The organism is Brevundimonas sp. UBA2416, from assembly GCF_002343105.1.
Lineage (GTDB): Bacteria > Pseudomonadota > Alphaproteobacteria > Caulobacterales > Caulobacteraceae > Brevundimonas.
Map to the genome: position 1 here is coordinate 454 of NZ_DDRM01000006.1, position 11699 is coordinate 12152.

General features: G+C 68.9%; 15 protein-coding genes. 10 read left to right on the forward strand and 5 right to left on the reverse strand.

Annotation, left to right across the window (positions count from 1 at the left end; all coding sequences use genetic code 11):
• The first annotated feature begins 287 nt into the window (after window positions 1-287).
• Window positions 288-1031, forward strand: a complete 744-nt coding sequence (locus B3E43_RS01135; RefSeq protein ID WP_292026055.1) for an extensin family protein — start codon at window positions 288-290, stop codon at window positions 1029-1031.
• Between the two features lie 168 nt (window positions 1032-1199).
• Window positions 1200-1730: a hypothetical protein gene (locus tag B3E43_RS01140; RefSeq protein WP_292026056.1), complete on the forward strand. Its 531-nt coding sequence runs from the start codon at window positions 1200-1202 to the stop codon at window positions 1728-1730.
• Window positions 1731-1808: 78 nt separating this feature from the next.
• Here the strand turns inward: B3E43_RS01140 and B3E43_RS01145 are convergent, their stop codons facing one another.
• Window positions 1809-2159 carry a DUF1428 domain-containing protein gene (locus B3E43_RS01145; protein WP_292026057.1) on the reverse strand — a complete coding sequence of 117 codons (351 nt, stop codon included), beginning with the start codon at window positions 2157-2159 and terminating at the stop codon, window positions 1809-1811.
• 129 nt (window positions 2160-2288) lie between these two features.
• Here B3E43_RS01145 and B3E43_RS01150 point away from each other — a divergent pair, with 129 nt between their 5' ends.
• Window positions 2289-2951: a winged helix-turn-helix transcriptional regulator gene (locus B3E43_RS01150; protein ID WP_292026058.1), complete on the forward strand. Its 663-nt coding sequence runs from the start codon at window positions 2289-2291 to the stop codon at window positions 2949-2951.
• Between the two features lie 28 nt (window positions 2952-2979).
• Here the strand turns inward: B3E43_RS01150 and B3E43_RS01155 are convergent, their stop codons facing one another.
• Window positions 2980-3189, reverse strand: a complete 210-nt coding sequence (locus B3E43_RS01155) for a flagellar hook protein FlgE (protein WP_292026059.1) — start codon at window positions 3187-3189, stop codon at window positions 2980-2982.
• 117 nt (window positions 3190-3306) lie between these two features.
• On the opposite strand from B3E43_RS01155, the gene B3E43_RS01160 reads away from it, so the two are divergent.
• Complete coding sequence (locus B3E43_RS01160; RefSeq protein ID WP_292026060.1) at window positions 3307-3630, forward strand: DUF962 domain-containing protein; 324 nt, start codon at window positions 3307-3309, stop codon at window positions 3628-3630.
• Here the strand turns inward: B3E43_RS01160 and B3E43_RS01165 are convergent.
• The gene (locus B3E43_RS01165; protein WP_292026061.1) at window positions 3627-4241 is read right to left on the reverse strand and encodes a 3D domain-containing protein; all 615 of its coding nucleotides are present in this window, start codon (window positions 4239-4241) and stop codon (window positions 3627-3629) included. The two genes, B3E43_RS01160 and B3E43_RS01165, sit on opposite strands and share 4 nt — an antisense overlap.
• Window positions 4242-4459: 218 nt before the next feature.
• Here B3E43_RS01165 and B3E43_RS01170 point away from each other — a divergent pair, with 218 nt between their 5' ends.
• The 5 genes from B3E43_RS01170 to B3E43_RS01190 all read left to right on the forward strand — a co-directional run bounded on the left by B3E43_RS01170 (window position 4460) and on the right by B3E43_RS01190 (window position 9184).
• Complete coding sequence (locus tag B3E43_RS01170; RefSeq protein WP_292026062.1) at window positions 4460-5044, forward strand: glutathione S-transferase family protein; 585 nt, start codon at window positions 4460-4462, stop codon at window positions 5042-5044.
• A 29-nt stretch (window positions 5045-5073) separates the two neighbouring features.
• The gene (locus B3E43_RS01175) at window positions 5074-5748 is read left to right on the forward strand and encodes a nitroreductase family protein (RefSeq protein ID WP_292026063.1); all 675 of its coding nucleotides are present in this window, start codon (window positions 5074-5076) and stop codon (window positions 5746-5748) included.
• Window positions 5749-5780: 32 nt separating this feature from the next.
• On the forward strand, window positions 5781-6812 hold the full coding sequence (locus B3E43_RS01180) for a S1/P1 Nuclease (protein WP_292026064.1): 1032 nt from the start codon (window positions 5781-5783) through the stop codon (window positions 6810-6812).
• Between the two features lie 141 nt (window positions 6813-6953).
• Entirely contained in the window at window positions 6954-8411 is a 1458-nt protein-coding gene (locus tag B3E43_RS01185; protein WP_292026065.1) for a tetratricopeptide repeat-containing sulfotransferase family protein, read from the forward strand.
• Entirely contained in the window at window positions 8411-9184 is a 774-nt protein-coding gene (locus B3E43_RS01190; protein ID WP_292026066.1) for an RNA methyltransferase, read from the forward strand. Before B3E43_RS01185 ends, B3E43_RS01190 begins: the two co-directional genes overlap by 1 nt.
• 18 nt (window positions 9185-9202) lie before the next feature.
• Here the strand turns inward: B3E43_RS01190 and B3E43_RS01195 are convergent, their stop codons facing one another.
• Window positions 9203-9865 carry a DUF6498-containing protein gene (locus B3E43_RS01195; protein ID WP_292026067.1) on the reverse strand — a complete coding sequence of 221 codons (663 nt, stop codon included), beginning with the start codon at window positions 9863-9865 and terminating at the stop codon, window positions 9203-9205.
• Between the two features lie 153 nt (window positions 9866-10018).
• A complete protein-coding gene (gene cobB, locus B3E43_RS01200) occupies window positions 10019-10732 on the reverse strand; it encodes a Sir2 family NAD+-dependent deacetylase (RefSeq protein ID WP_292026068.1) in 714 nt (237 codons plus the stop codon).
• A 59-nt stretch (window positions 10733-10791) separates the two neighbouring features.
• On the opposite strand from cobB, the gene B3E43_RS01205 reads away from it, so the two are divergent.
• Window positions 10792-11699, forward strand: a 908-nt coding sequence (locus B3E43_RS01205; RefSeq protein ID WP_292026069.1) for a zinc-binding dehydrogenase, incomplete at its 3' end; no start/stop codon positions are given.

Sequence of the window (11699 nt, forward strand, 5' to 3'; positions counted from 1 at the left end):
GAGGCCAAGGCGCTGCGCAAGCTGAAGCATCCGAGCCGCAGCCGGAAGCTGCGGAGCTTCCTGGACAGCTGATACGGACAAGGGGCGGCTCGCAGGGGCCGCCCTTTTTTCTGGCTGCGCGCCTGGGTCGCAATTCCGTCAAGGGGAACCGTGCGCCGCGGCCGGACGGTTCATCACAACGGGCATAACGGATTCACAACGGGCACAACCGGTTCTGCGAGACTGAAAGAGTCGGACCCACCGCCTCGGGATTCTCCCCTGCCGCAAATCACCCTAGCCTCCGCGCCATGCGCCCCGCCCTCCGCCTGTTGGCCACCGCCGTCCCGACAGCCCTGCTGCTGGCGGCCTGCAATCCGATGCGGGCCGAGCGGCCGGCGCCGGAGCGCTATCCCGCGGCCCCCTCGCGCACCGAGGCCCCGCTGGTCGGGGCCCTGATCGATCTCCCGATTGGCAGCGGCACCCGGGCGGCGGTGCTGAGGGAGAGCGCCGGGCTGCAACAATGCATGGCCCAGCTCACGGCGGCGCGGGTGACCTTTCGGCCCGTGCCCGACCGAACGAACACCGCGACCTGTGGCCTGACCGCCGGCGGGGTGCTCGGCCCCGACATGGGCACTGTGGCGCGCATGACGCCGGGCGACATCGAAATGACCTGCCAGACGGCGCTGGCGCTGAGTATCTGGCGGCGCCAGTCGCTCGAGCCGGCGGCGCGTGAGATCCTGGGTTCGGACGTGGTCCAGATCGATCATATGGGCGCCTACGCCTGTCGCAATGTGAACAATGGCGGGGTCAGCAACCGGGTCAGCGCCCATTCCCAGGCGGCGGCGCTCGATTTCGCAGGCGTGCGACTGCGGGACGGGCGGCGGATCTCAGTGGCGCGGGACTGGGCCGGGGATGCCCCCGAGGCCCGCTTCCTGCGGCGGATCCGTGACGACGCCTGCCGCATCTTCGGGACCGTCCTGAGCCCGGACTACAACGGGGTCCACGCCGACCATCTGCATCTGGAGGCGACCGACACCCGCTTCTGCCGGTAACCGGCCAGGGGCGGGTCGGGCCGCGCTGAGCGCGGTGTTTGAAACGTTCGTCGGCTTCTATGACCGCCTTCCCAAGGGCCGGTCCGAACGGTTGACGGAGCGGCGTTCCGCCAATGGACATCCCGCAGGCAGCGCGGCACTCTGTCCGGGCCGTTCCGGAGATCCGCCATGTTCAATCTCGGCTATCTGAAGCGCCGTCTGGGCCAGTATGCCGCCCTCTGGGTCGGCGGCTTTCTGGTCAGTGGCGCGGCGATATTGATCGGGCTGATGTTCGCGGACCTGATGGTCGCGATCGACTGGGTGCTGCCGGTGCTGCTGGGCGCGCTGGCTCTGGCTCTGGGGGTCGGGGTGGTGCTGAGCCTGGTGTCGGGCGAGACGCTGGGCACCAAGCTGGCAGTGCTGCTGCTGGCGGTTCTGCTGGCCCTGCCCCTGCTTTGGGCGCCGGTGTCGGCGGCGGTGGCCATCGCCTTTTTCGCCGACCGCTCGATCGAATATGCGGAGAGCTATGCCGCCTTCCAGATCGGCGTGTCGCGGGTGCTGTTCCCGATCAGCCAGGCGCTGGGCGACGGCGACCTGTTCGGCTGGGTCTGGACGGCCTTCCAGTGGGTTTCGACCGTGGTCGGCTTCTTCTCCGCGCTGGCGAAGATCTGGCCGGCGATCCGGCGAATGCTGGGACCCGAGCCGGTGGCTGAGGGCTGACGCGACGGAGGCGGAAGGGTCTCGAAAGGGTCACGGGAAAGCCGGCCGGAAGAACCGCCTTTCCCGCCCCGCCGGGGCCTAGCGGCCTTCGAAGACCGGGGTGAAGCCGCCCCACATCATGCGCTTGCCGTCGAACGGCATATCCATGTTGGCGAAGTCCGGGTCGGACTGCATCTGCTCCCAGCAGGCGTCGGCGGCGGCGCGGTCGGGCCAGCGCAGCCACGAGAAAACGACGACCTCGTCGGCCTCCTGTTTCACCGCCAGGTCGAAACCGGTGACCTTGCCGGGCGGGATGTCCTCGCCCCAGGTCTCGACCTGTTCGAGCGCGCCGTATTTCTGGAACAGCGGCCAGGATTTGCGGGCGGACTCGATATAGCGGTCCTTGTCGGCGGTCTTCACGGGGGTCAGGAAGCCGGTGACGTATGGCATGGGAGTCTCCTTCCTGGCGGGGGCGGAGGCCCGGTCGCCGTTTCGGGCCGACCGGGCCCGGGTGAATGTTCAGCGCCCTCGATGGCGCGCGCTTGAGACTGATGCCGCAATCAGTTAGATATGGCAAGTATGAAGTTAGAAAAAATAACCAACGAGTCGCGGCGACGATACGATGACGCCTGCGGCACGGCGCACGGGCTGGAGCTGATCGGCGAGCGATGGGCGTTGCTGATCGTTCGCGAACTGATGTTCGGGCCGCGGCGGTTCGGCGATCTGCGCGCCAGTCTGCCGGGACTGAGCGCCAATGTGCTGACGCAGCGGCTGGAAGGGCTGGAGGCCGCGGGGGTGGTGGTGAAGCGCAGGCTGCCGCCGCCGGCGTCGGTGCAGGTCTATGACCTGACGGACTGGGGTCGCGAGGCCGAGCCGGTCATCAGTGAACTGGGACGCTGGGCGGCGCGGTCGCCGGGCCATGACCCGACCCTGCCGCTGAGCCCCGTGTCGATGATGCTGTCGTTCAGGACCATGTTCGACCCCCGCAAGGCCGGGAAGTCGCGGATGACGCTGGGCTTCCGCTTCGGGTTCGAGACCTTCGTGGTCACCGTGGCGGACGGCGAACTGGGCGTCCGGCGGATGGAAGCGGACGGGGCCGAGGTGATTGTCGTCGGCTCGCCTGAGTCCGTGGCGGCGGCGGTCTATGTCGGGGCGGGTATGGAAGGCCTGGAGATAAGCGGACGGGCCGAGGTGTTCGAGCAGTTCGTCGACTTCTTCGAATTGCCGCCCAAGGCTGGCTGAGGCTCGGGTTGAGGCTTCGGGCCGCCTGTCAGGCGAGGATGTCGAGCAGGCTTCCGTACATCTCGTCGGCTGTCTTCAGGACCGCGACATTGGCCTTGAGCGCGGTTTCGGCCGTCATCCGCTCGACGGTCTCGCCGGCCAGATCAGCGAAGGGATCGGCGACCGTGCGGGCGGCGCTGGCGGCGAACCGTTCTGTGGCTCCGGCGATGCCGGAGGCGGCGATGGCGAAGGCCTGCATGGGGCGGCTCCGGACGAGGGAGGCCGACTATCGCGGCGCGGGCCTTTCCCGATCGCTGACAGGGATGGTGAACGGCGGCGGCTTGACCGCGGCGCAGGGCGGAGAGAGGCTGGCGTCATGACCAGCCAGCCCGCGCCCGGTGAACGCTATACGTCGTTCGAAGCCTTCTATCCCTATTACATCCACGAACACTCGAACCGGACCTGCCGCCGGATTCACGTGGTGGGGTCGGCGCTGGTGCTGGTGGTGCTGGCCGTCGCGATCGTGACGCTGAACCCGTGGTGGCTGCTGGCCATGCCGCTGGTCGGCTATGGCTTCGCCTGGGTGGGCCATTTCTTCTTCGAGAAGAACCGGCCGGCGACGTTTCAGTACCCGCTGTGGAGCCTGATGGGCGACTGGCGGATGTTTTGGGAAACGGTCAGCGGCAAGCGGAAATTCTAGCGCGAACCCGCGTCGGAGCCGAGCGCCGCCATCTGCGTGGTCTGGCTGGGCAGGCTGTCCCAGGAAGGGGGGCAACCGTCGAAGCGACCGGCATCGATGAGGGTCAGGCGGCGCTGGTTGAAACGCATGGCCGGGGACATCGAGGCGCGGCCGTGGCCGGTGTAGAGGTCGATCTTCTGGCCCTTGATCGCACCGCCGGTGTCGGAGGCGTACCAGTAGCCGTCGTGGATGGCTCCGTCCGGCATCCGCATGCCGACCGTCTCGGGGATGAACAGGCGGGTGCGGCGGGGGATGTAGCGCGGGTCCGTGGCGATGGTGCGCATGGCGATCGGCCGGCAACCCAGGCTGTCGTTGCCCGTCGCGCCGCCGCCGCCCGCGTGGTAGAGATTGACCCGTGCGGTCCAGTCAGCGCCTTCGGCCATCAGGGCCTGCTGTTCGGGGCTGAGCATGCCAGCGCCGCTGTCGGAACCTTCACTCGTGGAGGGGGTTGATTCAGCGCCCAGACCGGCGGCTACTGCCGCTTCGTAGGACACGGGATCTTCCACGACGCCTGCCTGGGCAGGGAAGGCCATCGCCCAGATGAGGGCGAGCGCAGCGGCAGTGCCGAGCATGAATTAACTCACGGAATCACCGGCCCCTGACGCGTCCGGCGGCGGGCTTGTCCGTCCCAAATGTGGCGGAAACCAGTCAATCGGGGCGCGGTGCGACCTCGTGTCCGCCTTTGCGGTGGATAAGCGGGGCTTGTGATGGTTAAGCCGAATCTCGTTTGGCCAACGCAGCGAAATCTGTAAGCTGTATTCGCAGATCAGAAACACTTTGCTGAGTCGAGATGCTTACTGTCTATGGCGATATTCGCTCCGGCAACTGTTTGAAGGTCAAGTGGTTGCTGGACCGGCTCGGGCGTGATTATCGTTGGGTCGAAACAGATGTCATGTCCGGCGTGACCCGTAGCGCGGACTTTCTGGCCCGGAATCCCGCCGGACAGGTTCCCGCCGTCGTGCTGGAGGACGGTCGGGTTCTGGCCCAGTCCAACGCCATCATCGGCTATTTCGGGGAAGGGACCACCTTCATTCCCGCTGATCCGTACAAGCGCGCCCGAATGTACGAATGGCTGTTCTGGGAGCAGTACAGCCACGAACCGTACATCGCCGTGGTGCGATTCCAGCGGCTGCTGGGCGGCAAAGGGGCGGACGAGATCGAGCCCCGGCTGATGGAGCGCGGCCACGCGGCGCTGGCCCGGATGCAGGCGGCGCTGACCGGAGCGGACTGGCTGGTCGGGGAGGGGCCGACGCTCGCCGACCTGGCGCTGGTCGCCTACACGCGGGTGGCGCACGAGGGGGATTTCGACCTGAACGCCTATCCTGCGGTGCGGGCGTGGGTTGCGCGGGTGGAGGGGGCGTTCGGCATAGGCTAGACGGGGATGATCCCCGTCCGGAGCCCGTCATGCGCGACCATCCCTGCCAGCCCCTGACCGGCTATGGGCCCCTGGACGACGCCGAGCGGATCGGGCGGGCGACCGCGTTCCGCGCCCTCATGGCCGGGCGCCGCACGGTGCGGGAGTTCTCCGAGCAGCCCGTGCCGCGCGCCGTGGTCGAACAGGCGATCCTGACCGCCGGCTCGGCGCCCTCGGGGGCGAACCACCAGCCATGGTTTTTCAGCGTGATCGAAAGCGCACCGGCGCGCGCCCGCATCCGCGAAGCCGCCGAGGCCGAGGAGCGGGAGTTCTATGCGACCAAGGCCCCGCAGGAATGGCTGGACGCCCTGGCGCCGCTGGGCACTGACCCGGACAAGGGGTTCCTGGAGACGGCGCCCGTGCTGATCGCCGTCTTCGGCCAGAAGCGTGGCGGGCCGAACGCCGGTGACGACAAGAAGAACTACTATGTGGCCGAGAGCGTCGGCATCGCCACCGGCCTGCTGATCGCGGCCCTGCACTCGGCCGGACTGGCCACCCTGACCCATACGCCCGCGCCCATGAGTTTCCTCGCCGACATCTGCGGACGGCCGGCGTCTGAGAAGCCTTTCCTGCTGCTGGTGGCGGGGCATCCGGCGGTGGATGCGACGGTGCCGACCGCGGCCCTGGTCAAGAAGCCGCTGGACGCCATCGCGGCGTGGATTTAACCCGACCCATCCCCCTTGTCCGGATGTCCGTCATGAAGCGTCTCGCCGTCGCCCTCGCCGCCCTGACCCTGGGGGCCGCCGTCATGGCGGCGCCTGCCGTCGTCTCCGCCTGGGGCAATACCGGCCACCGCCTGATCGGCATGGCGGCCGTGCGCGGCCTGCCCGACGAAATGCCTGCCTTCCTGCGCACGCCCGCCGCGGCGGCCGAGGTCGGGGAGCTGTCCCGCGAGCCCGACCGCACCAAGGGCGGCGGTCAGCCGCACGACCGCGAGCGCGACACGGCCCATTTCGTCGACATGCTGGAGGATGGCCGGATCATGGTCGAGCAGGGACCGTCCATCGACGCCCTGCCGCGGCTGAAGTCGGAATATGACGCCGCCCTGATCGCGGCGGGCAGCGACGTCGATGACGCGGGCTATCTGCCCTACGCCATCATGGACGGGTATCAGCAGCTGGTGCGCGACTTCGCCACCTGGCGCGTGCTCTACGCCGCCGAGGGGCGCGAGACGGACCCCGGCAAGCGGGCCTGGTACCGTGAGGACCGCATCCGCCGCGAGGCCCTGATCCTGCGCGACATGGGCTATCTGGGCCACTACATCGGCGACGGCGCCCAGCCGCATCACACGACGATCCACTACAACGGCTGGAACCGCGACACGCCCAACCCCGAGGGCTTCACCACCTCCCGCCAGACCCACGGCGCCTTCGAGGGCGCCTTCACGTCGCGGACAGCGCGGCTGGACACCGTTGAAGCGGCGATGTCCGCGCCGGCGCTGGACGGGTTCGACCTGCGGGCGCGGGTGCCCGTCTATCTGAGATCGACGCTGACCCAGGTGACGCCATTCTATCGGCTCGAGAAGGCCGGCGGTTTCGCCGGGAGCGACGCGCGCGGCGCGGCCTTCGTGAACGCACGGCTGGCGGCCGGGGCGTCGGAGCTGCGCGACATGTTCATTCTGGCGTGGCGGGATTCGGCGGACGACTCGATCGGCTGGCCGGCGGTCAAGGTGAATGAGGTCGAGGCTGGAACCGCCGATCCCTGGCTGGCCATGTACGGGGATGACTGAACTCTTTCCTCCGCTCATCCCCGCGAACGCGGGGACCCAGTTCTTTCGCGAGGCAGAGTGCTTAGGATCGCCGTCGGGGAAAGCGCTCGAGCACCGATCATCCAGATCACTGGGTCCCCGCTTTCGCGGGGATGAGCGGAAATGAGCATCGAACCGGCCGAGGCCCTGATGGCCCTGGCCTCGAGGCTGCGCGCCGCGGGGCGGGCGGACGAGGCGGCGCAGGCGTATCGCCAACTGCTGGCGATACGCCCCGACCTGCCCGACAGCTGGTTCAACCTGGCCCTGATGGAGCGCCAGTGCGGGCGGTTCGAGGCGGCGCTGACGGCCTATGACGAGGCGCTGCAGCGCGGGGTCTCCGGGCCGGAAGAGGCGTGGCTGAACCGCGGCGTGATCCATGCCGACGATCTGGGGCGACCCGATCTGGCGCAGAAGGATCTGGAGGCGGCGCTGGCGGTCGCGCCCGACTGGCTGCCGGCCCTGCTGAATCTGGGAAACCTGCACGAGGACATGGGGCGGCGCGAGGCGGCGGCGGAAACCTATGCGCGGGCGCTGGTGGTGGCCCCGGGGCATCCGGTGGCGCTGGCGCGATCGGCGGGTTTGGCGCGGCTGACCGGGCCGGACGATCCGGTGATCACCGGGCTGCGGACCGCATTGGGCCAGCCGGGCCTGCATGTCGGCGACCGGGCGGAGCTGGGCTTTGCGCTGGGACGGGCGCTGGATCAGGTCGGGGCCTACGACGAGGCCTTCGCCGCCTATGCCGCCGCCAACGCCGCGAGCCGCGCCACGGACCCCGAGGGCGCCCGCTATGACCGGACGGCGCATGAGCGGTTCATCGACAGCCTCATTGCGGCCTTCCCCGAACCCGCCGCGCCGGTCGCGGAGGCCGGCGACCCGCCGATCTTCATCTGCGGCCTTTTCCGGTCGGGCTCGACCCTGACGGAACAGATCATGGCCGGGCACAGTCGGGTCACGGGCGGCGGGGAGCTAGGGCTGGTGCCGGGACTGGCGCGGGCGGTGGTCGGCTATCCGGGGTCCATGGCCGGCGCGGCGCCGGATGCGCTGGCGCGGCTGCGGGGCCTGTACCTCGACGGGCTGCGGGTCGCGCGGCCGGACGCGGATGTCGTCACCGACAAACGGCCCGACAATTTCCTGCACATCGGCCTGATCAAGGCGATGTTCCCTGATGCGCGCATCGTCCACACGGTGCGCGAGCCGCTGGATGTGATCCTGTCCAACTGGTTCCTGCATCTGGACCGGTCCATGGGCCATGCGCTGGACCTGGAGGATCTCGCGCACTGGCATGGCCAGTATGTCCGGCTGATGCGGCACTGGAAGGCGCTGTATCCCGACATCCTCGACCTCGACTACGACGCCATGGTCGCCGACCCGCGCCCGGCGGTGGGGCGGTTGCTGGCGTATTGCGGGCTGGACTGGGAGGAGGGGGTGCTGGACTTCCACAAGGCCGCGACGCCGGTGCGGACGGCCAGCGTGTGGCAGGTGCGCGAGCCTCTTTACCAGCGCTCGTCGGGGCGGTGGCGGAACTATGAGCGGCATCTGGACGGGGTGCGGGCGGCGCTCGGAACCGCTAGTCAGGCCTGATGTCCGAACCCACGCCCCCCGTCGTCATCCTCGACAAGTCACAGATGGCCGAGAACATCGGCGCCGTGGCCCGGGTCATGGCTAATTTCGGCCTGTCCGAGCTCCGGCTGGTCGCGCCGCGTGACGGCTGGCCGCAGGAGCGGGCCTGGGCCACGGCCTCGGGCGCCGACTGGGTGCTGGAGGGGATCAAGGTGTTCGGCAGCGTCGCGGAGGCGGTCGCCGATCTGAACACGGTGTTCGCGACCACGGCCCGGCCGCGCGAGACCCGCCAGCCGGTGCGTACGCCACGCGAGGCGGCGCGGGTGCTGTATGACGACCGCGCCTCGGGGCTCGGCGTCGGCCTGCTGTTCGGGGGCGAGCGGGCGGGGTTGGAGACCACGGACATCGCCCTGTGCCAAGGCATCGTCACCATCCCGATCGATCCGCGCCACCAGAGCCTCAACCTGGCCCAGGCGGTGGCCATCACCGCCTATGAGTGGCGGACTCTGGTGCTGGACGCCCCGCCGCCGAATTTCCGCGAGGGCGAGCCGCCGGCCTCGGGGGCGCTGATGCTGGGGATGTATGAGCATCTGGAGAAGGAGCTGGACGCCGCCGGCTTCTTCCATCCGCCCGAGAAATTCCGCTCGATGAGCCAGAACCTGCGGGTGATGCTGGGGCGAGCGGCCTTCACGGAGCAGGAGGTGGCGACCTTCCGGGGCGTGATCACGGCGCTGTCGAGAGGGCGGGGCCGGGTGCTCGAGAAGCTGGCCAGAAAGGCGGCGGACGGCGCCTGACGTCCGACCCCAGTGCGGTCAGGTCGGGGCGCCGCGAATCCGGCCGCCCACGAACAGGCCGACCAGTTCCAGCGCCATCTTGCCGAAGCACAGGATGAGCAGGGCGGAGGAGGGCGCATTGAGCGCGGCCATCAGCCAGGCCCCGCCCAGCACCGTCAGATGCAGGACGAAGATGCGGCCATAGGGACGGAACATCTCGGCCATCGGGCTGGAACCGCGCCAGGCCCCGGCGAGCCACCAGTCCCGGATGTGCATGATCAGATGCACGAGGGCGATAGCCAGGACAGTCCACCAGAAGTCGGACCGGCTGATTGTGCGTTCCCAGACCCCGGCTGTGACGCCGCCGCCGTCAACCGCGGCCATGTCGTTCGCAAGGGCGAGGGCGAAGGCGCCGTGGACGAGGCAGAAGATGCCATAGTGGATCATGAAGAAGCAGCCCGTTCCTATGGCCTCGGCCCGCTGTCCGGCGGACGCCGCCGTCGACCTGCCGCGCGCCGACAGGATCCGCGGGAGGGTCAAGGCGCCGACAATCAGGTTCTCGAACCAGTAAAGGATCAGGATCTGGGCGCCGTCCCAGCCGAGGAAGGCCACGCCGAACACGGGCGCCAGATTGCCGAGCACGATGGCGGCGACAGAGAATCTGGATCCGGCGAAAAGCCGCGGGAGATCGAGCCTGGGCATGGCGCCTTGTTGGCGGATGCGGCGGGCGACCGGAAGCGCCTGTCAGACATCGTCAGCCGTCGGGATCGCAAAGCCGCTGCTGATCAACCGGAGCCCGTATCATCCCCGGGGCCGAACCGGGTGGCGGGATTGATCGTCACCGAAGACCGACCGTCAGGTCAGGCTGGAGAAGAACGCCGGGACCACCGCAGTGGCCGGACCGTGGCGGACTTCATCGAACAGATCGGTGACTTGCGACGGCTCGAGGTTCAGCTCGACCGTATGGGCGCCCGCGCGCCGGGCCAGTTGCACGAACCCTGCGGCGGGCCAGACCGCGCCCGAAGTGCCGATGGCGACGAACAGGTCGCAGGCCGCCAGCGCCGCCTCGATCCGGTCCATGTGCAGGGGCATTTCGCCGAACCAGACGATGTGCGGGCGCAGCCGGCCCTGCGGATGGTGCGGCGAGGGCTGGTCGGGGGCGAGGTCGCCGGGCCAGTCGCAGACCTGGCCCGTCCGCGTGCAGTGCGCCTTGAGCAGTTCGCCGTGCATGTGGATCAGGTCGAAGCCGTGCGCGGGCGGGGTCACGGCGTGGGCGCGGTCGTGCAGGTCGTCGACGTTCTGGGTCACCAGCAGGAAATCCCCCCGCCAGCGGGCGGCGAGGTCGGCGATGGCGCGGTGAGCGGCGTTGGGATGCACGGTCGGAAGCTGGCGGCGGCGCTGGTTGTAGAAGTCCTGCACCAGGACCGGGTCGCGGGCGAAGGCCTCGGGCGTGGCGACGTCCTCGATCCGGTGGCCCATCCACAGGCCGTCGTCGGCGCGGAAGGTGGGGACGCCGGACTCGGCGGAAATGCCGGCGCCGGTGAGGATGACGAGGTTTCTGTGCGCCATGCGGTTTCATAGCATCGCCCGTCTGTCCTAGAAGAACCGCAACGCAGAGGAGCCTTCCCATGAAAACCCGCGCCGCCGTCGCCTTCGAGGCCAAACGTCCGCTGGAGATCGTCGAGGTCGATCTGGAGGGGCCGCGCGCCGGCGAGGTGCTGGTCGAGATCAAGGCGACGGGCATCTGCCACACCGACGCCTATACGCTGGACGGACTGGACTCGGAGGGGATCTTCCCGTCGATCCTCGGCCATGAGGGCGCGGGGGTGGTGGTCGAGGTGGGGCCGGGGGTGACCTCGGTTGAGGTCGGGGACCATGTGATCCCGCTGTACACGCCCGAGTGCCGGCAATGTAAAAGCTGCCTCAGCCGCAAGACCAATCTGTGCACCGCCATTCGGGGGACGCAGGGCAAGGGCGTCATGCCCGACGGCAGCTCGCGCTTCAGCTACAAGGGGCAGGCGATCGCCCACTATATGGGCTGTTCGACCTTCTCGAATTTCACCGTCCTGCCCGAGATCGCCCTGGCGAAGATCCGCAAGGACGCGCCCTTCGCGAGCGCCTGCTACGTCGGCTGCGGCGTGACCACGGGCGTGGGGGCGGTGGTCAATACGGCCAAGGTGGAGCCGGGTGCCAACTGCGTCGTTTTCGGCCTCGGCGGCATCGGGCTGAACGTCATCCAGGGGCTGAAGATGGTCGGGGCCGACATGATCGTCGGCGTCGACATCAACGATACGAAGGAAGAGTGGGGCCGGCGGTTCGGGATGACGCATTTCGTCAATCCGAAGAACGTCTCCGACGTGGTGGCGCATCTGGTCGAGCTGACCGGGGGCGGGGCCGATTACACCTTCGACTGCACCGGCAACACCACGGTCATGCGTCAGGCGCTGGAGGCCTGCCATCGCGGCTGGGGCGAGAGCATCGTCATCGGCGTGGCCGAGGCGGGCAAGGAGATCGCGACGCGGCCGTTCCAGCTGGT